This window comes from Paenibacillus sp. FSL K6-1096, assembly GCF_037977055.1.
Lineage (GTDB): Bacteria > Bacillota > Bacilli > Paenibacillales > Paenibacillaceae > Paenibacillus_AQ.
In genome coordinates this window covers 933,562-957,379 of record NZ_CP150274.1, presented here as the reverse complement: position 1 = coordinate 957,379, position 23,818 = coordinate 933,562, and the positions used below count along the sequence as shown (strand labels likewise).

Here is a 23,818-nt window from a genome sequence, read left to right as displayed (position 1 = left end):
CAGGGAGCTGTTGAGCTTATGAATACCGAAGAACGATCAGAAATGGACCAGCTGCAGGAGGCGCTTGAACGTTCTCTGCCGCTGGTGCAGCATCTTTTTCCGCTGGATGTCATGTTTGCCCTGGCGGATACGGAGAAATTCATTTATTATCTGCCAGGCAAAGAATTGGATGCCCGGATTGAACCGGGAACTCCTGTGCCGGCAAGCGGCGGAATCCGCGCTGCACTGGACAGCGGGGAAGAGGTCAGCGGTACCATTCCCAAAGAGATCTATGGTTTGCCCTTCAAATCCTCCTCCATGCCGATCCGGGACCGGGACGGCGCTGTTACAGGCGTATTCACGATCGGCATCAGCCTGAGCAATCAGGTGACGCTGAGCGAGGCAGCGAATGCTATGGCAGTGACCTCCGATGAGCTTAGCTCGACATCGATGGAGATTGCCGGTACAGCTTCGGAGCTTGCCGGCACGGTAAACGGCCTGAAGGAGCTGGGGCAGAAGGTGGTGGAGGATCTTCAGCAGACAGATGAGATCCTGGATTTCATCCGCAAGGTTGCAGAGAACTCGAATCTGCTTGGACTGAATGCGGCGATTGAAGCAGCCCATGCAGCGGAGCACGGCCGGGGCTTCGGGATTGTGGCCCAGGAGATCCGCAAAATGTCGGTCTCCAGTGCCTCCTCGGCGAAGGATATCGCCGGTATTCTGCAGATGATCAAGCAGAAGATCAGCCAGATGGATGCCATCCTGACCGATTGTCTGGCCCAGAGCGAGCGCCAGGCGGCTGCGACCGAAGAGATTACCGCCTCGATGGAGCAGCTTGCTGCATCAGCAGTTGAGATTAAGAGCATTGCGCGGCTGATCTAACCGGGAGGCCGGGCTGCAGGGATTTCACGGGAACGGGATTGAACCGTTATGCTGTGAAGTCGGCTAAAGCCCACTTTGTGGAGTTACTTCCGGCTAAGATTCCGGGAATTTGCAGATACTGCTGGTATCTCAGTTCCGGGAGGATGAAGGCTATGAAGCAAGGAAGGCAAGGGAAGCAAGCGGGGGAAGCGGAGCGCGCCGCCCGGGATCAGGGCGGGAAGTCCGGTGCTCACGGCTCAAAAGGATTATCCGTCTGGCAGCTGACGATGCTGGCGCTCGGTACGGTGGTCGGCGGGTCGTTCTTTCTCGGGTCCTCCGTGGCGATCCGGGCGGCAGGCCCGTCGGTGCTGCTGGCCTATGTGATCGGTGGCGTCCTGGTCTACTGCATCTTGTCTGCCCTGTCAGAGATGACGGTGGCGAATCCGGCTTCCGGCTCATTCCGCACGTATACCGAGCAGGCCTTCGGCCGTGGAGCGGGCTTCATGGTGGGCTGGGTCTACTGGACCGGTCTTGTGCTCGCGATGTCCAGTGAAGCGACGGCGGTATCTATCCTGCTGCGGGGCTGGTTCCCGGCCCTGCCGCTGGCCGCAGCCGGTGCGGGAATTATCGTGCTGGTCACGCTGCTGAATCTGCTGGGGGCCGAGCGTCTCTCCAGGCTGGAGAGCGGACTGGCCGCTGTCAAGCTGCTCGCTATTGCCGCGTTTATTGTACTGGCGCTGGTTATCGTTGCCGGAATTGTCGGCATAGGCTCAGGGGCTGCGGGGACAGCGGGGCTGAATGTGCTGCGGGGACAGCGCTTCTTCTCCGGCGGGATTGCCGGTATCGCGGGCAGTATGCTTATGGTGATGTTCACCTACGCAGGGTTCGAGGTGCTGGGGCTGGCCGCCTCGGAGACCGGGAATCCGCGGGTCACCATTCCACAGGCCATCCGGCGCACCATCCTGCTGCTGGTCAGCCTCTATCTGGCCGCTATGGCCGCCTTGTTCCTGCTGCTCCCTCCGGCCCGGGTCTCCGGGGAGGTCAGCCCGTTCGTCTCCGCGCTCAGCCTGTACGGGCTTGGCTGGGCGGGCAACGTCATGAATATGGTGCTTGTATCCGCCATTCTCTCAACGATGCTGGCTTCGGTCTTCGGGCTTGGCCGGATGCTCCGTTCTCTGGCGGAGGAGGGGCACACGCCAGGCTGGATGCGCGACCATGGCGATATCCCCTACCGGGGGATTCTGATCTCCGGAGGCTCGATGCTCGCCGGACTTGGCCTTGGACTGCTGCTGCCGCAAGGCGTCTATCTGTTCCTGGTCAGCTCCGGCGGGTTCTCGCTGCTGTTCTCCTACTTCATCATTGTCGCCAGCCACTACCGGCTGCGGCAGAAGCACGGACGCCCTCTAACCGGCCAGCGCGGCCAGCGCGGATATCCCTACAGCTCATGGTTCGCCATGGGCGGCCTGCTGGCGATTCTGGCCAGTATGCCGCTGATTCCCGGGCAAGGCGGCGGGCTGGCAGCAGGAATCATGTTTGTGCTGCTGTTCTCTGGAATCTATACGATACAGGCGTTACGCAGACGAAGCAGCCTCAGAGACGGGCGCCATCCTGGGTTACAGGTGAATGCTCCCGTTGCCAGGGCGCAAATGGAAGCCGCAGAGGAGCTGACGGGCGGCAGGCCGCAAGCAGAAGCGGACCGGAAACCTGTCGACGAGGAATCGAACTGAAATGACGAACAGCCGGAAGGTCCTGAAGCGGACGTTCCGGCTGTTTTTTCGTGTCAGTACCTAGCTTATTTGGCTTCTTCCAGCTTGGCGGTATGTTCTTTATACTGTGACAGCAATCCGGCCAGCGCCTGCTTGACCGCTGTGGCATCCTTGGATTCTACAGCCTTCAATAACTCGGTCTGTGCCCGGAGGAATTCGTTGTCATCGAACATTGCCACCATGGACGGAGCGGCGGCCTCAATAGCTATGGAGCCGTTAGGTCCGGCGGAAGTGAGGTTCACAGAAACGGCTGCTGCTGTAGCCGCAGAGTCTTGGGCGGTTACGTCAAGGCTAAGTGTTTTTACATTAATACCGGCCGCAGTAGTGTATTTGCTAAGCGTATCGGTCCAATCCTTAACCGTATCCGGTGCGTAGCGTTCTGCCAGAGCCAGCAGGCCGGGGAAGGAGGAAGCACTCACGGTACTGCCCTGCGCAGGTGCAGTGGCGGCGGTTGACGTGACAGCGGGTGTGGGTACCTGTGCCGGGTCGTTACCGGCATCGGCCAACACCGGGGTGGCAATGGAGGACAGCAGCAGGGTGGACAGGGCCATTTTTCTAAAGACTAAACGGTTCATAATTTAACACTCCTCATCTGTGTGATTGTCTTACAGGTCCCAATATAACGTTCTTCTGTGGCAGGAAATGGGCCGCTTTGTGGAAAAACAATGGCAGAGCCCTGCCGCTTCCTGCAGCTTGATATAATGGAGCAGAGAAAACCGTGGAGGGTGCCTGGGATGAATAATGAGACGGTCATTGCCGTTGTGGACGATGATGAGAATATACGCAATCTGGTACAAGCTTATTTACATAAGGAGAATTTCCGCACCATTGGCCTGGGAAGTGCCGAGGAGGCCTGGGAGCTGTGGACTAGTGATCCCCCGGACATGTGGGTGCTTGATATTATGCTGCCGGGGATGGACGGGTATGAGCTGTGCAGGCGTATCCGCGATGAAGCGGAGGTTCCGATTATTATGATCTCAGCCAAGGATAACGAGGTCGATAAAATACTCGGTCTTGAGCTGGGCAGCGACGATTATCTGGTCAAGCCGTTCAGTCCCCGGGAACTGGTGGCCCGGATCAGGCGTCAGCTGGAGAGGTGGGAGCGCCTCCATCAGCCCCGGCCTGCTGCCGCTCTGCCGCTCACCCCGGGGATTGAGCTGGGCGGCTTGCGGCTGCTTCCGGAAGAGCGAAGATGCTTCTGGCACGGATCTGAAGTGGAGCTGACAAGTAAGGAGTTCCTGATGCTGAAGGTGTTCACCGGGCATCCGAACCGGGCGTTCACGCGGGAAGAGCTGCTGGGGCAGGTCTGGGGGGATGATTACTTCGGCAGTGACCGGGCGGTTGACCATCTGATCAAGCGTATCCGCAAAAAAATCAGCGATTTGCCGCTGGAATCGGTCTGGGGACACGGTTACCGGATGAGAGAAGGGAGGGACTAGCATGGTGACGAAGCTCAAAGAGCGGATGAAGCAGATGAAGCTGGTCCATCAGATTAATGCTGCGTTTGGACTGTCTCTGCTGGTTGTCCTGTCCATCACGGGGGTAATGATCCACTTAGTGCTGATGGACCATTTCATTGGTAAGGAGCAGGAGGGACTGCGGACGCTGGGCGCTACGTTGTCTGCCAGTCTGATCAAGCAGTCCCATCCGGCAGTAGAGGCCGGGCAAATGCCGGAGAGTGAACTGTTAACGCCTCCTTATGCTACGCTCTCCAGCGGAGTGCAGGCTATTGTGACGGATCAGCAAGGAAATGTGGTCTCGGGGCCTCTCCCGGATGAAACGGTCATGGAGCACGGAAGGACTGATGTGGCAGCTGCGGAGCCGTATTCCCTCCAGAATCTATGGGATGGCAATGACCGGCGATATCTGGTGCAGGTCAATACGCTTCCCCAGGGGAAGCTGACCCTGCTGACTCCTGTCAGCAGAATCCAGGCCATTGAGCAGGCTCTGCTCAAACGCCTCATTCTTGTCTTTGCCGTCGGTGCGGCCGTAATGTTCCTGTTCAGCCTGTTCATCACCAGGAAGCTGATTCATCCGCTGATGAGCCTGCGTGAGGAGCTGGGAAAAGTGAAAAACCGCCGTTTTGCCGAGGTGAACCTGATCCGGGCGGGCGGCGAGATCGGCTCTGTAGCCCGGACCGTATACGAAATGGCCGGCGAGCTGCACCGGTTCAACCGGGTGCAGAAGCAATTCTTCCAGAATGCTTCCCATGAGCTGAAATCTCCGCTGATGTCGATATCCGGGTATGCGGAAGGCATCCGGGACGGGGTGTTCGAAGGAGAAGATGTCCGTAAAGGGCTGGATATTATTCTGGATGAAAGCGGACGGCTGCGGGATCTGGTCGGGGAAATGACGCTTCTTGCCAAACTGGACAGCGAGGAGGATATCTTCCGGCCGGTGGAGTTCAAGCTGGACGAACTGGTGACGGAAGCCGTAGAGCGGGTAAACCCGCTGCTGGTGCGCAGACAGCTCGTACTGCATACGGAGATTGCCGGAGACGCCGGGCTGACGATGTTGGCTGACCGGGATAAGCTGCTTCAGGCCCTATTGAATGTATTAACGAATGCTGCCCGGTATGCCAGCAATAATATATATATCAGGGCGGGTGCAGGCAAGGGAGAGATTATTTTAACGGTATCGGATGATGGCCCGGGCATTCCGCAGGAGCTGCTGCCCAGCCTGTTCCACAGATTCGTCAAGGGCAAGAACGGCGAGTCCGGGCTGGGGCTGGCCATCTCGCGCGCCATTGTGGAGCGCTGCGGCGGAAGCCTTGCCGCCCGGAACAGCCCCGAAGGCGAAGGTGCGGTCCTCACCTTTCAGTTTCCGCCCGCAACGGGCTGAGCGCCCTCCGGCCAGCTTCACAGACAAAAAGGGTGTCCCGCGCCATTATATGGCTTACGGGACACCCTATTAAGTGTTCAGTACTCGTTGAACATGGCGGCAATCTCATCATAGCCGGTCGTTTGCGTCAAGGCGAGGGAGAGCAGAATTCTGGCTTTTTGCGGGACCAGGCTGTTGCAGGGAATGGAATTGGCGGACAAGTCAATGTACGAGTCCTTGAGCGTGATTCCGCTGGAAATCCGCGAGCAGCGGACGACAGGGATGTTATTGTTCTTGAGCTCACCAACCTTGTCGATCCAAGGCTTGCTGTAGATGCCTCCGCCTGCTCCGGCAATGACGATTCCTTTGGAGATGGTAGCCAGATAATCCAGAATGCCGGGATCCGCATCCACATGGAAGTAGGCTACCGACACCTCCGGAAGTGCTGTCATGCCCGACACATCGAACTGTGCTGCGGTGGTATGACGCTTAAGTGTGCGGGTATAGAAGAAGGCATGGCTGTCGCGCATGTAGCCCAGACAGCCGAAATCGCGCTCATCGAAGGCATTGGCCTTGAAGGTGTTCACCTTCTGGACATCCCGCCCGCTGTAGATGCCTTCGGCGAAGACAACCATTACGCCCTGCCCGTGGGCTTCGGGATTGGCGGCCAGCGCCACCGACTGGTACAGATTCAGCGGCCCGTCCGCACTGATGGCGGTAGCCGGGCGCATGGAGCCGGTAATAATGACCGGTTTATCGGTCTTAATTACCAGGTTCAAGAAATAAGAGGTCTCATCCAGCGTGTCGGTGCCGTGCGTAATCACGAACCCGTGGACATCCTCCCGCAGGGCAAGCGTGTTAATGCAGGCTGCCAGTGTGAGCCAATGCTCGCTGGTGATATCGGCGCTGCACAGATTGCTCACCTGTACGCCTGCACAATTGGCCAGCCGCTCCAAGTGCGGCACGCTGTCCAGCAGATCCTGCACGGGCAGCGCGCCGGGCTCGTAATTCAACGTTTTGTGCGCTTCGCCGCTGCCCGCAATGGTGCCGCCGGTGGCCAGAATCACGACATTTTTGAGGCTGGGATTATAGTAAGGAGAAGCCGTGAAATTCACTTCAGGTATATGATTAATCATCAGTAATTTCCTTTCAAGGTGATATCGGATTTAAGGGGAGAGAAGAACAATCAATGTATTATAACACAGGTTATCTGGAGACAAGGAACTGATTTTGCCGGGGTCTTCCTCTGCGGATAAATCATCCTGAGGAGAATTCCATAATAAGGTATAATGCATATAGGTATTCACAGAAAAGGGGAGAGGACCATGCTTAAGCTGGACCGCCGGGACTATAATCTGGCGCTGCTGCCGTTACGTCAAGTGAAAATAAACACATTGTTCGCGAAAGCCGTGCTCGAAGGGCAGACTACCGGCAATGTATTTGTAGACAATGTGCAAAATCCAAGCACCTTCTATGTCGCTCATGAATACGGGATGTCACTGCTGTATGGGAATTCGGAGAATGAGGCGTTTAACAGGGATTTAACTGATTATATGACCAACGGGACGGGACGCAGGCCTTCGGCGGAATGGCTGCAGGCTGATCCGGCAGGCGGCTGGGAGCCTTTGCTTGAATCTGTCGTGAAGGAGCATAATGCGCTGCTTGATGATGCTGATCCTGGGCCTGAAGCGGTGGACCAACGCCGGATGTACGCTCATACCCGGGTGAATTTTACTTTTGACGCAGAAGTTTACCGGGAGGCCAGGAAGAAATGGTTCCGGCAGGATGCCGATATTGTGCGGATGAACGGTGAGGGGTTCAGCAGTCAGTCCGGGCTGGTTATTCCCCGGTATTTCTGGCGTGATGCGGAACACTTTCTGAATTCAGGTGCCGGATACACCCTGCGTTGGGAGGGGGAGGATGCTTCAAGTGCGTTCTCGGCCTACCGTACAGCAGAGCAACTGGAGATTGGCATTGAATCGGCGGCGGCCCACCGGGGAAAAGGCTTCGCCTTCTCTGTATGCTGTGCGCTCATCGATTACTGTCTGGAGCAGGGATTGGAGCCGGTATGGGGCTGCCGCATGGAGAATTCCGGCTCTTACAGACTGGCGCAGAAGCTGGGCTTCAAGCCGCTGCGGACCATACCCTACTACCGATTGCCCTAGCTTCCTCTACATAAAGAGCAGCAAATCTCCAGTTAGGAGGCTTGCTGCTCTTTTAAGTTTATGAGGGCCTAGGGTGTAATCGAAAAACCGAACACATTGGGATCGAGGGCGGCGCGTAGGCCGAATGTATGCGAAAAACCGAATACAATGGGACCGGGGGAGGGCGCGTAGACCAAATGTAATCGAAAAACCGAACACAATTGGACTGTGCGCGCCACGTAGGCCGGATGTATGCGAAAAACCGAATACAATGGGACCGGGGGAGGGCGCGCAGGCCAAATGTAATCGAAAAACCGAACACAACCGGTGCTAACGAGAAGACGTAGGTGTCCCCCAACAACAGCAGGCATCCGCCGGTAACCTCCACAACCCATCGCACCCCATCGCACCCCATCGCACTCCATCGCAACCCCGCGCTCCCAGCCGCAATTGCTCCTAGACCCGCCGGGCATCCACGAAGCAGTGCAGATGCAGCGGGGACAGTACCTTGAAGGCTTCCCCCAGCCCGAAGCCCCGGCCTTCGGCCAGCTGGCGGGCCTGCTCCCGGAAGTAAATCCGGTACATCGCCAGCATCTCCCCGCTGAATTGGCTGCGGTGGAGGGCCATGGCTGCGAACTTCCGCTCGAAGTGGTCCGTGATGTCAATCACGGTATTAGGCTCGGCCGTCAGATAGAACCCGAGGGCCTTCGCCTGCCAGGGCTGTGTGCTTGTCCCTCTCGGATAGAGCGGCAGCCCGGAGGACAGGAAGGCGTGGGCCGCAGCCCTGCCGGTGACAATATGGTCATAATGCGCTTCGTAGCTCAGCCACGGGTCAGGGCAGAACACGGCATCCGGCTGCACGGTGCGGATCACCTCGGCAATCTCCCCCGCCAGCGCCGGAATATGCTCCAGTGTGCCGTCGCCATGGCCGAGCTGGTGGAACACGGTGGCTCCCAGCGACCGCCCGGCTGCTTCCAGCTCAAGGGCGCGGATAGCGGCGATGTCGGCAGATGATGTATGCGCGTCCGCCGCGCCCAGATCCCCGCTCGTGACGGTCAAGTAATGAATCTCGCAGCCCTTCTCCGCGAACGAGGCAATCGTACCGCCCATGGCCACCTCGTTATCGTCCGGATGCGGCTGGATACACAGGATTCTGCGGCAGCCGCTCAGGTCAGGCGGTGACATCAGGGCAGATATTTCGGATAATTCCATCTCTAATCGCTCCTATAGAATAGTATGATTTTAGCTCTGCTGAGCCGCCTGTACGGACCGGTTATGGTCCAGCTCGCTCTGGATCTGCACCCGCTGCCGGTCGCTCAGGTTGTAGAACAGAATCGGCAGGATCGCAGCCAGGAAGCAGAGCGCAGGCACCAGGAACATGATGAGGCTAAGGCCATCCTGGAGCCTGGGCGTCGCCGGCTGGTTCTCCACATAGCTGAGCAGGCCCAGGCCTGCGCCAATGATCAGCCGCGACAGCGCCCCGCTGAACTTGGTGACGAAGGTGTTCGTGGAGAACACGATCCCCTCGCCCCGGAAGCCGAGCTTCCACTCCGAATAATCTATGGTGTCCAGCAGCATGGAAGTGCTGACAATCGTGGTCATCCCGGTGAAGAAGAAGCTGACTCCGAACCAGATCAGCGTCGGCAGCACCTGATGGTCCCCGAGCAGATAAGGCAGGAGACAGGAGAGACTTCCCAGGATGCAGGAAGCGATGAACAGCTTCTTCTTGGACAGGCGGCGCAGGAGCGACGGCGTAGCTGCCATCCCCAGCAGCATACCAGCCACCAGACTGATACCGACCTGGGTGGCATACCCCGCATCTCCCCATACATAGACCACGTAATAGAGCTGAATGCTCTGCCGGATACCGTTGACCAGATTGATAATCAGCAGCGAGGCCAGCAGGGTGAGCAGCGGCTTGTTGGTGTACACAGTCCGCAGGTTGTGGCGGAATGGGATTGTCCTGCCAGAAGGGGTGACCCGTTCTCTGGTAAGTGCGCCGGTCAGGAAGATGGACAGGGCAGCAATAATCCCGATAATGATGGCCGAGTACAGGTACGCCTGTGAGCTCCGTTCGCCGCCGAAGGCGAGCAGAAGCTGAATGCCGCCTACGGTGATAATGACTGCGCCGAGGGTGCCGCCGATTTTGCCCAAAGTGATAAACAGGTTGCGTTCACCCGGATCGCTGGAGATGACGGACGATAAGGCCCACAGCGGAGTGTCGCAGACCGTATACAGCATGCCCCAGAGCAGATACGATACGGTGGCGATGACCAGCGTCAGAGTGGGGGGACCGCCGAAGTCCCAGAAGCAGACCACTGTCGCCAGTGCAATCAGGAAAGGGGCGAACAGCAGATAAGGCCGGAACTTGCCCCACCTGGAGCGCGTCTTGTCGGCAATCATCCCCATCACCGGATCAAGACAGGCATCGAAGATACTGGCAACCACCAGGATGACACTGGCTGCAGCAGCCGGAATCCCCAGCAGATCGGTGTAGAAGAACAGAATGTACATCGACATGAAGCTATACAGCAGGTTCTGGCCCAGAAGACCGCCGGAGAAAATCACTTTTTCGGCCGCAGGTACTTTGGTTGTCATGGAAGGCCTCTTTTCGCGCAGGATAGGGGTGAGAGTTTTAGCCGTTTCTACTTGCTATGTTTAGTGATAAGCAGCCGTTCTGTCAAGCGGATTTTTTACAAATTTTTCATTGCGAAATTCATTAATAGTTATAAAGAATTAATTCGCAAGCAGACGGACGAAAATAAAATGAAAATTATTAAAAAGATATATAAATTATTTAACGAAAAATGTCGAAATATAGCTGAAGATGTCCCGACGGCTGATAGGAGAGTGCATGGATAACGCCGCATGAGGGACTTAAGTTGTTAACTACAGGGGGAAGCCACATGAAATGGTTCGGTAACTTAAAAACGGCAACAAAGATTATTACCGCTTTCTTAATTGTCTCTTTAATTATGGCGGGACTTGGTATCTATTCGGTCTTATCCCTGCGCAGCAGCAATCAGAATATGAAGGAGATGTACAGCAACAACCTGATTTCTGTCAGAGACCTGTCGGCTGCCCAGATCAGTTACCAGATCAACCGCGTCTATGTGCGGGATATGAGCGTGACTACAGATGAGACGCAAATTGCTTCCTTCCGCGACAAGATTAGCGCCGGCCGCCAGGAGATCAACCAGAAGGTGGATAATTACCGTCCGCTGGCCACTACCCCTAAGGAGCAGGAATTGCTGGCAGACTTCGACAGAGAGTTCGAAGTGTACAGCAAGCTGTTCGATGAAGCGCTCGTTCTGGCTGGTGAGGATAATCCCGCAGCCTTCAATACCTTTCTTAGCACCAAGCTGAATGTACAGGGCCAGATCGTGCTTAGCAGTCTGGATGGTCTGATCAAGGTTAATGTGGACCTGGCGGATGAAGCGAACAACCGGTCACAGTCCGCCTATTCTTCGTCCTTCATTCTTACGCTGACTGTAGTCATCGGCGGGGTCATTCTCAGTGTGATCATCGGTTACCTGATCGCCAGATCCATCTCCAGACCGCTGATGAAAATGCTGCATGTGGCTTCTGAGGTTGCTAACGGCAATCTGACCCAGCAAGCGGATATTTCCACTAAGGATGAAGTAGGGCAGCTCGCTGCCGCACTCAACCGGATGGTTGATAATCTGAAGGAACTAATCAACGGCATTGTGATGAATTCGCAGAGTGTAGCCGCATCCTCCGAGCAGATCTCAGCCAGCACCCAGGAGATTGCCGGAACCAGCACCAACCAGTCTGCGGCAGCCAATAATATCACCGAGCTGTTCAAGGAGCTGTCGCTGGCCATTGATTCGGTCGCCTCCAGCGCGGAGGAAGCGGCAGAGCTGTCTAATGAGACGGTCCGCACGGCCCGGGAAGGCGGATATGTGGTTGAAACCTCGCTTCAGGGAATGCAGACTGTTAATCAGCAGATGAAGCAACTGGAGGACGACTCCAGCAAAATCGGCGACATCATCGAAGTGATCGACGATATTGCGGAGCAGACCAATCTGCTGGCGCTGAATGCGGCTATTGAAGCGGCGCGTGCCGGAGAGCAGGGCCGCGGCTTCGCAGTGGTGGCCGATGAGGTCCGCAAGCTGGCAGAACGCAGCAGTGATGCCACAAAGGAGATCACAAAGATCATCAAGGCGATGCAGGAGAATACGAAGCAGAGCGTACGGGCGGTAGCTGAGAGCGTGGAGCAGTCCTCGATGACGAGCCATGCCTTCGAGCAGATTATCCAGATGGTGAATAACTCTTCCCTGAAGGTCAACGAGATTGCGGCAGCGTGCGAGGAGGAATCTGCCCAGGCGGCAGAAGTGATGAGCTCAGTTCAGTCAATCGCCGCCTCCAGCGAGGAATCGGCTGCAGCATCCGAGGAGACGGCGGCCACCTGCCAGGCGCTGGCTCTGCTATCCGAGGATCTGGCCAAATCCGCCGCCGCATTCAAGACTCATTAAATCCTGCAGACTGAAGGTGAAGCCATGTCATCCTTAACGAAGGAACAATATATCGAGCTTGCTGTAGGAGCCGAGACCTGTGCCATCCGTATTGAAGAGATTCATGAAATTATCAAAATGCTCAGCATCACAGACATTCCCTTCAGCCGGAATGAAGTCAAGGGTGTCATCAACCTGCGCGGCAAGGTCGTCTGTGTCATGAGCCTGCGCAATCTGCTGGGCATGACGGATGAGCCGTATACCCGGAACACCAGAATCATTGTGGTCAATTACCGGGAGGAATTCATCGGCCTGATTGTGGACAAGGTCAACAAGGTGACCACGTACACCGAAATCCACCCGCCGGCAGGCGGCCACAGCCGCAGCCGGGAAGCGGTGTTCCACGGGATGGGGCAACGTGAGGAGCAGCTGGTAGGGATTCTGAAGCTCGAAGAAATCCTGGGCGGCTGAGAAGGGGGCGATCATTATGATGGAGCTGTCTGCTTACCGCGACATATTCATTGAAGAGTTAAATGAACAATTGGAGCGGATCGACCAGTCTCTGCTCGCTCTGGAGCATGCTCCCGCTCCGGAGCTGATCCAGACCATCTTCCGTGCTGCCCATACCATCAAAGGCTCCGCCTCCACCATGGGCTTCCGCGAGATGAGCGATCTCACGCATGAGGTGGAATATGCGCTGGAATGGGTGCGGGAGAAGAAGCCGGAGATCACCGGCAGTCTGATCGATACGCTTTTCCGGGCGCTGGATGCCATGAAGCTGCTGCGTACTGAGTATATCAGCGGCGGTCCCTTTACAGACGTCAGCTCCGTAGTTGCAGAGATCGAGGCGCTGCTCAGCAGGCAGAATGAGCCGCAGCCGGTAAGGCTGCCGGTGCTGAGTGCTACGGAGAGGCAGCAGGCTGAAGAGGCGGCATCTGCCGGGTACACGCTGCTGTCTATTGTGGTAACCTTGAAGGATGACTGCCTCATGAAGGGCGCGCGACATTACCTGCTGCTTCAGCGGATAGAAGAGGTCTGCGGCAAGGTCATCGCTGTTGCACTGGCGAATGCGTCCGCTCCCGGAGCGGATGAGGATGAACGCTACGGCCAGTTTGCCGTAATCGCAGCATCCTCCGCTGACATCCAGGAGGTATCCGGTAAGCTGGCGGGAGAGACTGATGTCCAGCATGCAGCCGTTGCCGGTTACCAGCCCGGACCGCCAGCCGGAAGCGGCACGGCTGCTCCGGCTGATCCGGGACAGGTTGACCCGGCGGCCGCGCCGGGCCGGGAGAAAACCCACGGGGCACAGGCCACGGTCAGAGTTAGCGTCGAACGGCTGGACCATCTGATGAATCTGGTCGGAGAGCTGCTGATCGAGCAGACCTCCCTGGCCGACCTGAGCACTGCGGGGCAGCGGGGCAATGCTGCCGGTGTCCTGCCGCAGATCCATTCCGCCTCGGATCATATGGGCAGCCTGATCAAAGAGCTGCAGGAGGGGGTCATGAAGACCCGGATGCTGCCGATCGACCAGCTGTTCAGCCGGTTCCCGCGCCTGGTCAGGGATCTGTCCCAGAAGCTGGGCAAGGAGATTGAGCTGCGGATTCAGGGAGGCGAGACCGAGCTGGACCGGATGATTATTGAGGAGCTGAGCGATCCGTTAATCCATCTGATCCGCAACAGCGCGGACCACGGGATCGAGAGCCCCGAGGTGCGGGCCCGGGAGGGCAAAGCCCCGAAGGGCGTCATTACCCTGAACTCCTATCATGAGGAGAATCAGGTGGTGATCCGGCTGCAGGATGACGGGCAGGGCATTGATGCCGAACGGATCAAGGCTTCGGCGCTGGACAAAGGAATCATTACGGAGGAGCAGGCCGGATACCTGACGAAGCAGGAAGCGGTAGGCCTGATCTTCGAGCCGGGCTTCTCGACGGCCTCTGAGGTCAGCGAAGTATCGGGCCGCGGTGTGGGAATGGATATTGTGCGCAGCCAGATCGGACGCCTGAACGGGATCATCGATATTGAGACGGAGCCGGGCCAGGGCACGCTGTTCACGATCCGCCTGCCGCTTACGCTGGCAATCATCAAGGGGCTGCTGGTCCAGGTGTCCGGGCGCGTGCTGATCTTCCCGATGTATAACGTGGCCGAGATTGTGCGGATCTCCCCGGAAGAGCTTCAGGTGGTCCAAGGGGAGCAGGTGATCATCAGCCACGGGCGGATTGTCCCGCTCTTCTGGCTCAGGGACAAGCTGCATTATCCGCGCACCGAGCGCGGCTCCAAGACGATTCCGCTGGTGATCGTGAGGTCGGTGGACAAGATTGCCGCCTATGCGGTTGATGAGATTATCGGCAACCAGGAGGTAGTGATTAAGTCGCTGGGGAATTATCTGGGGACGCTGAACCATCTGTCCGGGGCAACGATTCTGGGCAACGGGCGGGTCGCTCTGATCCTGGATGCCGCTTATCTGGTCAGCCATTGATTTTCATAGTAGAAGCTATGCCAAAAACCGGAAGAACGTGTATATCACGCCTCTTCCGGTTTTTGATTTATAACATAGACTTAAGATTTCGGGCCTGCTGCTCAATGGCCTGCTGATTCAAATGCAGCGCCTCCAGGTAGGTTCTGATCTTGAGCTGAAGCGAATCCAGCATCAGGCTGTGCATATCTTCGATCCGGTCCTCGTGGCAGAATGCGGAGCAAGCCAGCATTCCGCCCTGATAAGCCTTGGTATCATCCACCACGGTATGCAGCTTCTCTTTATAGATCCGCTTGACCGGCCCGTTCTCGGGCTTGATCTCATAGTAGCGGCTGGTCTCCACCAGCAGACGCCAATGGCTGACCTCTATGCCGCATTCATCCTTCTCCAGCTGCATGGTCACTTTATAGATTTTGATAGGATTGTTCATGTTGTCGTAACCTCCTGCAGGCTCCCACACTCATCTTATTCGTTGTAGGATTCAGAGATTATAGCATGGCCCAGGCGGCATTGCCCACTGGAAGATTCACTCAAACCGAAAACTGTAGAATCTTTCCTGGAGATCGTATACAATAAGCTCACTATTGTCCAGAAGCGGCAATACACAACCCTGCTGTATAAAGGAGACAAGAGATTGATGAGAACTGCTGCCAAAGAACATCCGCTTATATTCTCACTGGTATGGGGGGTGGTCCTGACACTGGCTGTATCTGTAGCCTCTGCTGTAGCTACCATCCAGGAATTCGGTGATATGGGGATACGCAATGCCCAGGCGTGTGCCTACCTGCTGATGGCTGTCATTACTACCGTCTATATGAAAAGAAAGGACCCCTCGCTTTTAAGCTTCGGCCTGCGCAAGCTTGAGGCAGCTCCGTCCAAAGCCGTGCTGTTCTACATCCCCTTGCTGATTTTAGCGTCAGCCCAGCCGCTGATGAACGGAATCAATGTGAAGCTCGGTGCGCCTGAAGTAATCAGTATCGTCATTATGACCCTGCTGGTGGGGTACGCCGAAGAAGTGGTTTTTAGAGGAATCATCTGGAATTATCTGAGATCCAAGGGACCGCTGTTCTATATTGTGTTCTCTTCTGTATTGTTCGGTCTCCTACATATGTCCAATGCGTTTGGCGGGAATGAACTTATACATACGCTTCTCCAGGTGGTCAATGCCCTGCTGCTGGGCTGTGTCCTCGCGCTGCTGATCGTGGCAGGAAATAATTTGATTCCGCTGATCGCTTTTCACTTCCTCTACGACGCGCTGGCCATGGTCAGTAATGAGAATCTGGAGCATGAAGTCCTGATTGTTTCCATCCTTAATATCCTGTATCTGATCTACGGGGTCTATCTGGTGATAGTATTGAAACGGAAGGCTGCACGCTAACGGGAGGAAATCATTCATATCGTGAGCAATTTTCCGAGATAGGCAGTGTATTCGCTTACATTCAGGATTAATACGGATACAGCGGGAATACGTGCGATTTTAAAAGTTTAAATTTTATCGGGTCCAGGGTATAATGTAGTCATCACCACAGGAACCACAGCAATTCTTCACAAGTGGAACCCAAGGTGATGGCTCATTCCTAAATTTAGCAATGAATGAAGGAAAGGAGAGAATCCCGATGTACTAGCGCTAGCGAAGCATGCCGGAATCGGCTGCTGACAAGGAAGGTGGGTGACAACATCTTCTGGCAGATCGTGGGTATGCGGGACCCCGGAGCAAATCTTTTTTGAAACTGAACCAAATGCTGTTCATTAAGCGGGAGAATACCGATTCTCTTGCGGAAGAAAGAGCGTGATTCCGTTGAAAAAGGTTAGCGAAGCGTACAATTGCGATTCATCACAGCAGGGAAAACGTCCGTGAAAACGTTTTTCGTGAAATCGTGTACGCGGGAATCCACCCCATATGCTGGACATGGAGAGCAACACTCCGGACAGGAGAGAACGGGCAACACGGAACAATGAATATGAGAACAACTACCATGTCAGGGATATGGCTTTTGTTACTTGGAGGAAATGATTGAATTGAATACAGGAATCAACATCTGAATCCCCGGGCCTTTAAGCAACAGGCAGCGGGGATTCAGACGTATATACATAGTTAGCCCCTACTGTCCCTGCCGGGAACGGAAGGGGCTTATTCGGGTTTAGAAGTGCGCCGAATTAGGCAAGACTGAGGACAACAACAATTCGGCGATAGGCAGCAGGGAGACGACATACATGAAATTCCATGACCAGGACGTTAACCAGCATGAACCACAGCAGCAGTGTCTGTACCGGGACTCGCGCGCTAATGCGGAGCTGATCTGCAGCAGGCTGGGCAACAGCTCGGATGTCAGTGTGCGCACCCTGCATCTGAACCGGGGACATTCCGGGAGGGAAATGGTCATCCGGATCATTTTCCTGGACGGTATGGTGAACAATCAGGTGCTGGAGGAGTCCATTATTCCCGCAATTCAGGCGGCTCCGCCTGCAACAGAGGATTGCAGCCTGCCGGAGTACTTCAGCAATCACGTGCTGAGCGCAGGACAGATCAAGACGGCCGGAGAGCTGTCAGGTGTGGTGAAAGATATTTTATCCGGCTGCGCGCTCCTGCTGTTCGACGGCTGCGACCAGGCACTCTCTCTGGCTATACAGGGCTATGAGAAGAAGGGCATCGGCGATACCAAGACAGAGACGGTAATCCGGGGGCCGCAGGAGGGCTTCACCGACGATCTCGGGACAAATATTACAATGATCCGCAGAAGAATCAAGGATGAACGCCTGCGGATAGTGACCAAGTCTGTGGGGCGTGTTACCCAGACGGATGTTTCTGTCGTCTACCTGGAGGGAATGGCTGACCATGAGGTCTTGAAGCAGATCGAGCTTATGTTTGAAGAGCTCGGACTGAAAACCGTGCTGGAAGGCGAGTTCGTGGAGGAGTATCTTCAGCGCGATAAATATACGGTATTTCCTACGGTTTTTAACACAGAGAGACCAGACAGCATAGCGGCGGGGTTATCTGAAGGAAGGGTTGCCATTATGGTCGACGGGACCCCGTTCGTGCTGGTGGTTCCCTCCCTGTTCATGGATTTCATCCAGTCTGCCGAGGACAGCTACCAGCCGTATCTGTTCTCCAGCCTGATCCGGGTCCTGCGGCTCGTTTCAGTGATGATCAGCATCTTCGCACCCGGGCTGTACATCGCGATTACCACCTTCCATCAGGATCTGCTGCCCACCCGGCTGCTGCTGAGTATCATGTTTCAGCGGGAGGGGGTGCCGTTTCCGGCATTCGTTGAAGCTACGCTGATGGAGATCACCTTCGAGATCATTCGGGAAGCGGGCATCCGGATGCCCCGCAATATCGGCCAGGCTGTCTCCATTGTCGGGACGCTGATTGTGGGGCAAGCCGCTGTAGACGCCGGTATTGTGTCGGCAGGAATGGTCATCGTAGTCGCGATTACCGGAATCTCAAGCTTTGTCATTCCCGCCTACAATATGTCCATTCCGGTGCGGCTGATCCGCTTTCTGTTCATGGGTGCGGCAGCATCCTTCGGCATCTACGGAATCACCGTGGGCTTCCTTATTATGCTCGTTCATTTATGCAGTCTGGACTCCGCTGGAGTGCCTTATATGAGGCCTTATGCGCCATATCTGAAGAAGGAGCAGGCAGACGCGGTGTTCCGCAGCCCTTATTGGTCAAGCACACGGAATAAGCGCAGCCGCAGGAGAGCATAGCCATGAGAAGAACGGTATTACTTATTGTAGTGCTGGTGCTGCTGATTACCCCGCTGACGGGCTGCTGGAGCCGCAAAGAGCTTGGCGATCTGGCGGTTGCCATCGGCCTGGGCATCGATAAAACAGACAAGGGCTACCGCGTAACTGTGCAGATCGTGGCACCCAGCCTGGCCGCAGCCAGCAGCGGCGGGGGTACGGGAGGTCCGCCGGCGCTTGCGGTTGCTACGGAGTCAGTCACGATTATGGAGGCCGTGCGCAAATTAACAACGATGCTGCCGCGCAAGATCTATTTATCCCACCTGAGCATCCTGCTATTGGATGAAGCTACGGCGAGGGAGGGCATCCGCAAGCCGCTGGATTTCCTGTTCCGGGATCATGAGGTCCGGCCTGACTTCGATTTGGCTATCGTCCGGGAAGGGACTGCCTATGATGCCTTATCCATTATGACACCGCTTGAACGACTGCCGGCCAGAGATCTCTATGATTCCCTGAACGGGTCGCAGAAGAATTGGGCTCCTACCTCTGCGGTCCGTCTGCTGGATCTTATGAAATGGTTTGATTTGGAGGGTAAGGAGGCGGTATTAACCGGACTTTTCCTGGTGGGGAATCTGGAGAAGGGCAAAACCAAAGAGAATGTGGATGCGATCAACAGCCCGCTTAAATTTGAGTACAGGGGCATCGGAGTGATGAAAAATGATATGCTGCTCGGCTGGCTGGATGAGGACGACAGCAAGGCTTACAACTATGTAACCGGCAAAGTAAAATCTACGGTGGGCAAGGTGGACTGCCCGGGCGGGGAGGGGAACTTTGTGATGGAGGTGCTGGATGCCAAGTCCTCCATCAAACCAGGGATACGCAACGGTGAACCTTACGCCACTGTAAAGGTGAGAATCGAGGCTAATGTCGGCGAGGTGGGCTGCAATCTGGATCTGAACAGCCGGGAGACGCTGCGGCAGATGAAGCTGCAGGCCATCAAGCGGACAAAGGAGCTGATTGCTACCGGAATTAAGGATGTGCAGGATCAATTTGGCGTGGATATTTTCGGCTTTGGCACGATTTTTCATCAGCGGCATCCCCGCTACTGGAGCAAATGGAAGGATCAGTGGAATGAGAAATTCAGCAGGATGGATGTGAACGTGGTGGTGGAATACATCATCAAGGGCAGAGGGAGAATTGTCAATCCTCCGCTTAAGGAGCCGGAGGCATGAGTGTTTTTCTGATCTCGGTCAATGTGCTGCTGTGGATGTGGCAATTCGGCCGGTATCGCAGGAAACAGGGGGGCCTTCGTGAGAAAGTACTGGTGCATATGCTATACGCGGTGGCGCTGGGCTTATTGATCGTGTTGGCCACAGACGGATTCACCCCGGATCTGCTGCGGCCGTTCATCAAGCTGCTGCAATGGCTGAAGATTTAGGGAGTGCGGGTTCAATGAAGGAGACTGGAATAAGGAGGTGATGAGCTGGTGAGCTCCCGCCAGTTAACGATGCTGCTGACGCTGCATTATTGGGGCAGTGCTTTGCTTGGACTGCCTTCCATGCTGATCGGGTTATCGGGTAAAGACGCCTGGATTCCGATTCTGATCAGCATGGTGATTCAACTGCTGGTGATCCGGTTATTTGTGGCGCTCTTCGCTCAAATGAATGGGGAATCTCTGGGGAAGTTTCTGATGCGGACGCTGGGCAGAATGGCCGGCAAAATCATGCTGGCCCTGTATTTGTTCTTCGTACCCTTCCTGATCTTCGTCCTGACCCTGCGCAGCCTTGGGGACTTCACCGGCAATGATCTGTTCATTGAAACCCCGCCATCGGCCATCTATATCGTGATGCTGTTTGCCCTGGTCTATTGCCTGTACAAAGGCATCACGGCGGTGGGCAGGTCTGCCGAAATTGCCTTCCCGGCTGCGCTGCTCCTGCTGCTGCTGCTCTTGCTGTCTCTTGTACATGGAGCAGAATGGACCAGCTTCCTGCCAGTGCTTGAACAGGGGGGACAGCGAGTATTTCAAGGAATCGTTATATTCGTGGGATACCCTAACAGCGAGGTGGCTTTAAGCCTGTTCCTGGTCCCGCTTCTCCAGGATCAATCTGCCTATCGCAGAGCTCTGCTCCATAGCACCTGGATCACCAGTTTGGCCCTGCTCCTGCTGACCGTGCTTGTGATTGCAGTGCTTGGCGATAAGCTTCCGGTGAATATCCCCTATGTCAGCCAGTTTGCCGCCAAGACCGTGACCATCGGCGGCTTCTACGAGCGGATTGAGACTGTAGTGACGGTGCTGTGGTTCATCGTAATCTTTTACCGGCTTATTCTGACCTTCTACATCTCCGCCAGCGGCTGTGCGGAATTATTCGGAGTGAAGCAGTATAAGGGTCTGCTGATTCCGCTGGCGCTGGCCAGTATTCCCTTGGCTCTCAATGCCTGGGACAATCCCTCGGTGGTTGGCGAGCTTAATGAGGTCTGGTATCTGAACGTGTTCTTCTTCAACCTGCTGTGCCCGCTGTTATGGTATATCATCCATAAGCTCAGGTTCAGGACGAAGTAGCCTTGAGCAGCGGTGACAGGTAATCGCGGAAGACATCCGGCGGCGGGTTGTTGCGCCCCCGCTTATTGTCCTGCGTCAGTACAACCACAAGCTGAAGCGCCGGCAGAACATAAACAAATTGCCCGGCGTACCCGCGTGCATAATAGTAGTCTGCTATTACAGACTCATCGCTTCCTGACCGGCGGATCATGGATTCAGTCCACCAGTGCCAGGCATAGCCCCCGTGCCGGGGCGGCTCGGTCTCCATAGCCGGCTGTACCGACTGCTTAACCCATGAACCGGACAGAAGCTGAACTCCCTGCCAGATCCCCTCCTGCAAATAGAGCTGCCCGAAATTCAGCAGATCCGCCGGACGCAGCTTCAGCCCGTAGCCTCCGGTGTGAATCCCCTGAGGATCAGTCTCCCACTCATACTCGCGGATACCGAGCGGACCGAAGAGGAATTCCTCGGCGAACTCCGCCGTGCTCCGCCCCGCAGCCTGTACCAATATCGCCGACAGCAGCTGGGAGATGCCGGAGTTATATTCCATCCTGACTCCCGGCTCCTCGGCGAGCGGCTGCTCCAGGACATAGTTGATCCAGTGGGACGAGCGGGTCATCTTGGGGAAAGAGTTGGCGCCGCCGAACTCGGTCCAGCGGAAGCCGGCGGACATGTTCAACAGCTGTTCCAGGGTAATATGCTGCTTGCGTGAATCCGCATCCCGCGTAAGCTGCGGGAAGAATTCACGGAGCGGAGCCGACACGCCGGAAAGCAGACCCTTGTCTATAGCGATGCCGATGAGTGCGGAGAGGATGCTTTTGGTGCAGGAATTGATCTTCGCCAGCTCAGACGGTATATGTTGATCTCTATAATATTCAAATATCAGCTTACCCTGCCGCTGAATCAGGCAGCTCCGCAGATCAAGCTGTGCCAGGGTGGCCGGTAGTGTGGACAGGTTCATGGCGGGTATCCTTTCCGGGTTTCTGTGTTGTCGATATGGGCCTTGTTCTTTTCGTTCCCTGTATTATCTCAGTCTGTTGCCAGGAAGTCCAATTTGATTATACACATTCATTACCAGCTGCGGATTGCTCTAATCCGTTATTATAAGCTTTAGTAGGTAAAACATTCACGGCAACGGAGGGAAGCAATGTATCAGGATCAGGAATTGATTATCCGGCCGATAGCAGCAACAGATGTACGCAGATTGTGGGAGCTTGTGTATGAAGAAGAAGCGCCGGAATGGAAGAAAGGGGATGGGGCTGTTAAGAGAGGAGTGGGAAGAAGGGATGAAGCTGTAAGATGAGGTGTACATAAAAGCGCTTGTGAAAAAAAGACACAAATTTGTGAAAATTATCACGTTGTATTCATAAAATTTTAATATATAATAAAGTTAATTAAAAGAAACAGGGGGAGTTAAAATGAAATTATTCAAAATTTTAGCAGTTGCAGGGGTAACAGCAGCATTGTTGGCAGGTTGCGGATCGGATAAGGATGCAGCGAAAAATGCGGCAGCTACAGCGGCACCAGCTGCTGAGCAGACAGATGCGGTAACAACTGCTTCCATCGTAAATCAGGCCGATGCATTCACTACCGCAGTTAGCGATAAAGGAACCTGGATTGTGGCTGTGCTGAACGATCTGACTGTGGACAAGGATGTCGTTGTAGCCGGCGAGTTCCACGACAAGAACGATACCTCCAAGCCAATCTACCGTAAGCTTGCGCTCTACGCACAGGACGCTGACCACAAGGTAACCGCTACTTATACACTTACAGCACCGAAAGTAACTGTACAGAGCGAGAACTTCCGTGTGCAGGGCGGTACGATCAAAGGGGATGTCTATGTAGAAGCTAACGGCTTCAACCTCTACAAGGATGCAACCATTGACGGTAACCTGTACTTCTCCAGCGAAGATGTGAAAGCAACAGCGGTTCTTGAAGGTAAAGTTACCGGAGCCACTGAAGTGAAATAATAGAAGCTGCAAACGCAAAGCCGGCAGACGAAGGTCCTTATGGACCTGGTCTGGCGGTTTTTTTGCGGGGCAGTGGAATTTTGAAATCCTGCCATAAATATTTTATAGTTATATGGAAGGTACTGTAAGCGCAAACACTTGGGACAGGGGATGCATGGACTTATGACAACTACCCGGAGATGGGGGCTGGCTGCCGGGGTCATTCTGGCTTCTGTAGCGGTACTTTATCTATTATTATATATGTATGAAAGACCCGGCGGCTGGTCCGACCGGAGCATGTCGAAGTCGCTTGGACTGGGGCAGATACTGGAGATACCGCTTGGCGGCAGCCCGGAGGAGGCCGTGCGTCTGTTCCGCAAATCGGATTCCATGACAGTGATGCATCAGGAGGCTGTCGGCAGAGGGAAGCTTGTATTCCTTACCCGGTCTGGCAGCCAGACGGGGGGCGATCTTCAGGTCGAATATGTCCGCAAAACCTGGCTCGGCTGGAAATGGGTCTGGGGAGCAGGATACGGAACGGATGCGGACCCTGCCGCCTCGGCTATGAATTATATGAGATTGCCGGAGCTTGAGCAGGTGTCAACGCCTTTTCCGCTGGTGTTCGGAGAAGTGCTGAGCCCGTCTATCCGGCATATCACCCTTAGGCAGAAAGAGGCCGGGACGGATAAATCGGAAGCGAAGCTGGTTACGGCGGCGTCCGGCCGGACGATCTGGTTTGCTTTTCAGGCAGCAACTGCAGGGGTCCCGTTTGAAATTCAGGGAACAGATGAGGATGGAAAAGCGGTTGTATCCACAATTGTCACTGATGCCAGAGGCAGCGGTTCGGTGGATTGGAGTAACTGAATCATTTAAGTATAGGATTGGCTCGTGTTACGCCAACTGCAGCATATACTCATAAGCCGCTGCCGTCATGAATCTGCTCCGGGTTGAACAGCATGACGCCGTTTTTGCGCGAGGACTGGAAGCTGCCGTCCAGTGTATATTGCTGAATGCCGCGCAGGGTGACGCCGACGGCGTATTCTGCATGGCAGTGCTTTTTGTAGGTGAAATCTGTCATGCTTGCCGACAAGGCGAGGATATCTGCGGACACGAACCCGAGGGTAG

The 23,818-nt window shown here is 55.4% G+C and carries 21 protein-coding genes and 1 pseudogene; 15 read left to right on the top strand and 7 right to left on the bottom strand.

Annotated elements, in window-relative coordinates; all coding sequences use genetic code 11:
- The first annotated feature begins 18 nt into the window (after positions 1–18).
- Both MHI24_RS04330 and MHI24_RS04325 read left to right on the top strand, forming a co-directional pair.
- Positions 19–861, top strand: coding sequence for a methyl-accepting chemotaxis protein (locus MHI24_RS04330; protein WP_340024341.1), 843 nt, complete (start codon positions 19–21; stop codon positions 859–861).
- A gap of 152 nt (positions 862–1,013) precedes the next feature.
- Entirely contained in the window at positions 1,014–2,567 is a 1,554-nt protein-coding gene (locus MHI24_RS04325; protein ID WP_340024340.1) for an amino acid permease, read from the top strand.
- 65 nt (positions 2,568–2,632) lie between these two features.
- Here the strand turns inward: MHI24_RS04325 and MHI24_RS04320 are convergent, their stop codons facing one another.
- Positions 2,633–3,181, bottom strand: coding sequence for a hypothetical protein (locus MHI24_RS04320; RefSeq protein ID WP_340024339.1), 549 nt, complete (start codon positions 3,179–3,181; stop codon positions 2,633–2,635).
- Positions 3,182–3,340: 159 nt separating this feature from the next.
- Here MHI24_RS04320 and MHI24_RS04315 point away from each other — a divergent pair, with 159 nt between their 5' ends.
- Both MHI24_RS04315 and MHI24_RS04310 read left to right on the top strand, forming a co-directional pair.
- The gene (locus MHI24_RS04315; protein WP_340024337.1) at positions 3,341–4,045 is read left to right on the top strand and encodes a response regulator transcription factor; all 705 of its coding nucleotides are present in this window, start codon (positions 3,341–3,343) and stop codon (positions 4,043–4,045) included.
- Between the two features lies 1 nt (position 4,046).
- The gene (locus MHI24_RS04310; protein ID WP_340024336.1) at positions 4,047–5,447 is read left to right on the top strand and encodes a HAMP domain-containing sensor histidine kinase; all 1,401 of its coding nucleotides are present in this window, start codon (positions 4,047–4,049) and stop codon (positions 5,445–5,447) included.
- 77 nt (positions 5,448–5,524) lie between these two features.
- Here the strand turns inward: MHI24_RS04310 and MHI24_RS04305 are convergent, their stop codons facing one another.
- A complete protein-coding gene (locus tag MHI24_RS04305) occupies positions 5,525–6,562 on the bottom strand; it encodes an asparaginase (protein ID WP_340024335.1) in 1,038 nt (345 codons plus the stop codon).
- Between the two features lie 189 nt (positions 6,563–6,751).
- Between MHI24_RS04305 and MHI24_RS04300 the strand changes: the two genes are divergently transcribed.
- Positions 6,752–7,591 (top strand): GNAT family N-acetyltransferase, encoded by an 840-nt coding sequence (locus tag MHI24_RS04300; protein WP_340024334.1) that lies wholly within the window; start codon positions 6,752–6,754, stop codon positions 7,589–7,591.
- 435 nt (positions 7,592–8,026) lie between these two features.
- Here the strand turns inward: MHI24_RS04300 and MHI24_RS04295 are convergent, their stop codons facing one another.
- Together MHI24_RS04295 and MHI24_RS04290 are read right to left on the bottom strand one after the other, a co-directional pair.
- A complete protein-coding gene (locus tag MHI24_RS04295; RefSeq protein WP_340024333.1) occupies positions 8,027–8,782 on the bottom strand; it encodes a PIG-L deacetylase family protein in 756 nt (251 codons plus the stop codon).
- Between the two features lie 30 nt (positions 8,783–8,812).
- Positions 8,813–10,168 (bottom strand): glycoside-pentoside-hexuronide (GPH):cation symporter, encoded by a 1,356-nt coding sequence (locus tag MHI24_RS04290; protein ID WP_340024332.1) that lies wholly within the window; start codon positions 10,166–10,168, stop codon positions 8,813–8,815.
- 308 nt (positions 10,169–10,476) lie between these two features.
- On the opposite strand from MHI24_RS04290, the gene MHI24_RS04285 reads away from it, so the two are divergent.
- From MHI24_RS04285 to MHI24_RS04275, 3 genes are read left to right on the top strand one after another with little or no spacing between them, the layout of a single operon-like run.
- The gene (locus MHI24_RS04285) at positions 10,477–12,066 is read left to right on the top strand and encodes a methyl-accepting chemotaxis protein (protein WP_340024331.1); all 1,590 of its coding nucleotides are present in this window, start codon (positions 10,477–10,479) and stop codon (positions 12,064–12,066) included.
- A 24-nt stretch (positions 12,067–12,090) separates the two neighbouring features.
- Positions 12,091–12,516 (top strand): chemotaxis protein CheW, encoded by a 426-nt coding sequence (locus tag MHI24_RS04280; protein ID WP_340024330.1) that lies wholly within the window; start codon positions 12,091–12,093, stop codon positions 12,514–12,516.
- A 16-nt stretch (positions 12,517–12,532) separates the two neighbouring features.
- Positions 12,533–14,521 carry a chemotaxis protein CheA gene (locus tag MHI24_RS04275; protein ID WP_340024329.1) on the top strand — a complete coding sequence of 663 codons (1,989 nt, stop codon included), beginning with the start codon at positions 12,533–12,535 and terminating at the stop codon, positions 14,519–14,521.
- Between the two features lie 67 nt (positions 14,522–14,588).
- Here the strand turns inward: MHI24_RS04275 and MHI24_RS04270 are convergent, their stop codons facing one another.
- On the bottom strand, positions 14,589–14,948 hold the full coding sequence (locus MHI24_RS04270) for a hypothetical protein (RefSeq protein ID WP_340024328.1): 360 nt from the start codon (positions 14,946–14,948) through the stop codon (positions 14,589–14,591).
- Positions 14,949–15,155: 207 nt separating this feature from the next.
- On the opposite strand from MHI24_RS04270, the gene MHI24_RS04265 reads away from it, so the two are divergent.
- The 5 genes from MHI24_RS04265 (at position 15,156) to MHI24_RS04245 (ending at position 20,765) form a co-directional block, all read left to right on the top strand.
- Positions 15,156–15,896, top strand: coding sequence for a CPBP family intramembrane glutamic endopeptidase (locus MHI24_RS04265; RefSeq protein WP_340026595.1), 741 nt, complete (start codon positions 15,156–15,158; stop codon positions 15,894–15,896).
- A gap of 836 nt (positions 15,897–16,732) precedes the next feature.
- Positions 16,733–18,229: a spore germination protein gene (locus MHI24_RS04260; RefSeq protein ID WP_340024327.1), complete on the top strand. Its 1,497-nt coding sequence runs from the start codon at positions 16,733–16,735 to the stop codon at positions 18,227–18,229.
- A 2-nt stretch (positions 18,230–18,231) separates the two neighbouring features.
- A complete protein-coding gene (locus tag MHI24_RS04255; RefSeq protein ID WP_340024326.1) occupies positions 18,232–19,437 on the top strand; it encodes a Ger(x)C family spore germination protein in 1,206 nt (401 codons plus the stop codon).
- Complete coding sequence (locus MHI24_RS04250; protein WP_340024325.1) at positions 19,434–19,643, top strand: hypothetical protein; 210 nt, start codon at positions 19,434–19,436, stop codon at positions 19,641–19,643. Before MHI24_RS04255 ends, MHI24_RS04250 begins: the two co-directional genes overlap by 4 nt.
- Positions 19,644–19,691: 48 nt before the next feature.
- Positions 19,692–20,765: an endospore germination permease gene (locus MHI24_RS04245; protein WP_340024324.1), complete on the top strand. Its 1,074-nt coding sequence runs from the start codon at positions 19,692–19,694 to the stop codon at positions 20,763–20,765.
- Here MHI24_RS04245 and MHI24_RS04240 read toward each other — a convergent pair.
- Complete coding sequence (locus MHI24_RS04240) at positions 20,752–21,705, bottom strand: serine hydrolase (protein ID WP_340024323.1); 954 nt, start codon at positions 21,703–21,705, stop codon at positions 20,752–20,754. The genes MHI24_RS04245 and MHI24_RS04240 overlap by 14 nt on opposite strands.
- 457 nt (positions 21,706–22,162) lie before the next feature.
- On the opposite strand from MHI24_RS04240, the gene MHI24_RS04235 reads away from it, so the two are divergent.
- Positions 22,163–22,714 carry a hypothetical protein gene (locus tag MHI24_RS04235; protein WP_340024322.1) on the top strand — a complete coding sequence of 184 codons (552 nt, stop codon included), beginning with the start codon at positions 22,163–22,165 and terminating at the stop codon, positions 22,712–22,714.
- A gap of 162 nt (positions 22,715–22,876) precedes the next feature.
- Positions 22,877–23,557 carry a hypothetical protein gene (locus tag MHI24_RS04230; protein WP_340024321.1) on the top strand — a complete coding sequence of 227 codons (681 nt, stop codon included), beginning with the start codon at positions 22,877–22,879 and terminating at the stop codon, positions 23,555–23,557.
- A gap of 61 nt (positions 23,558–23,618) precedes the next feature.
- Here the strand turns inward: MHI24_RS04230 and MHI24_RS04225 are convergent.
- Positions 23,619–23,771, bottom strand: a pseudogene (locus MHI24_RS04225) (AraC family ligand binding domain-containing protein); the annotation flags it as partial.
- Between the last annotated feature and the right edge of the window lie 47 nt (positions 23,772–23,818).

Excerpts from the sequence above, each read along its gene's own strand:
- MHI24_RS04330 (WP_340024341.1), top strand. The coding sequence starts at position 19 with ATGAATACCGAAGAACGATCAGAAATGGACCAGCTGCAGGAGGCGCTT.
- MHI24_RS04325 (WP_340024340.1), top strand. The coding sequence starts at position 1,014 with ATGAAGCAAGGAAGGCAAGGGAAGCAAGCGGGGGAAGCGGAGCGCGCC.
- MHI24_RS04320 (WP_340024339.1), bottom strand. The coding sequence starts at position 3,181 with ATGAACCGTTTAGTCTTTAGAAAAATGGCCCTGTCCACCCTGCTGCTG.
- MHI24_RS04315 (WP_340024337.1), top strand. The coding sequence starts at position 3,341 with ATGAATAATGAGACGGTCATTGCCGTTGTGGACGATGATGAGAATATA.
- MHI24_RS04310 (WP_340024336.1), top strand. The coding sequence starts at position 4,047 with ATGGTGACGAAGCTCAAAGAGCGGATGAAGCAGATGAAGCTGGTCCAT.
- MHI24_RS04305 (WP_340024335.1), bottom strand. The coding sequence starts at position 6,562 with ATGATTAATCATATACCTGAAGTGAATTTCACGGCTTCTCCTTACTAT.
- MHI24_RS04300 (WP_340024334.1), top strand. The coding sequence starts at position 6,752 with ATGCTTAAGCTGGACCGCCGGGACTATAATCTGGCGCTGCTGCCGTTA.
- MHI24_RS04295 (WP_340024333.1), bottom strand. The coding sequence starts at position 8,782 with ATGGAATTATCCGAAATATCTGCCCTGATGTCACCGCCTGACCTGAGC.
- MHI24_RS04290 (WP_340024332.1), bottom strand. The coding sequence starts at position 10,168 with ATGACAACCAAAGTACCTGCGGCCGAAAAAGTGATTTTCTCCGGCGGT.
- MHI24_RS04285 (WP_340024331.1), top strand. The coding sequence starts at position 10,477 with ATGAAATGGTTCGGTAACTTAAAAACGGCAACAAAGATTATTACCGCT.
- MHI24_RS04280 (WP_340024330.1), top strand. The coding sequence starts at position 12,091 with ATGTCATCCTTAACGAAGGAACAATATATCGAGCTTGCTGTAGGAGCC.
- MHI24_RS04275 (WP_340024329.1), top strand. The coding sequence starts at position 12,533 with ATGATGGAGCTGTCTGCTTACCGCGACATATTCATTGAAGAGTTAAAT.
- MHI24_RS04270 (WP_340024328.1), bottom strand. The coding sequence starts at position 14,948 with ATGAACAATCCTATCAAAATCTATAAAGTGACCATGCAGCTGGAGAAG.
- MHI24_RS04265 (WP_340026595.1), top strand. The coding sequence starts at position 15,156 with ATGAGAACTGCTGCCAAAGAACATCCGCTTATATTCTCACTGGTATGG.
- MHI24_RS04260 (WP_340024327.1), top strand. The coding sequence starts at position 16,733 with ATGAAATTCCATGACCAGGACGTTAACCAGCATGAACCACAGCAGCAG.
- MHI24_RS04255 (WP_340024326.1), top strand. The coding sequence starts at position 18,232 with ATGAGAAGAACGGTATTACTTATTGTAGTGCTGGTGCTGCTGATTACC.
- MHI24_RS04250 (WP_340024325.1), top strand. The coding sequence starts at position 19,434 with ATGAGTGTTTTTCTGATCTCGGTCAATGTGCTGCTGTGGATGTGGCAA.
- MHI24_RS04240 (WP_340024323.1), bottom strand. The coding sequence starts at position 21,705 with ATGAACCTGTCCACACTACCGGCCACCCTGGCACAGCTTGATCTGCGG.
- MHI24_RS04235 (WP_340024322.1), top strand. The coding sequence starts at position 22,163 with ATGAAATTATTCAAAATTTTAGCAGTTGCAGGGGTAACAGCAGCATTG.
- MHI24_RS04230 (WP_340024321.1), top strand. The coding sequence starts at position 22,877 with ATGACAACTACCCGGAGATGGGGGCTGGCTGCCGGGGTCATTCTGGCT.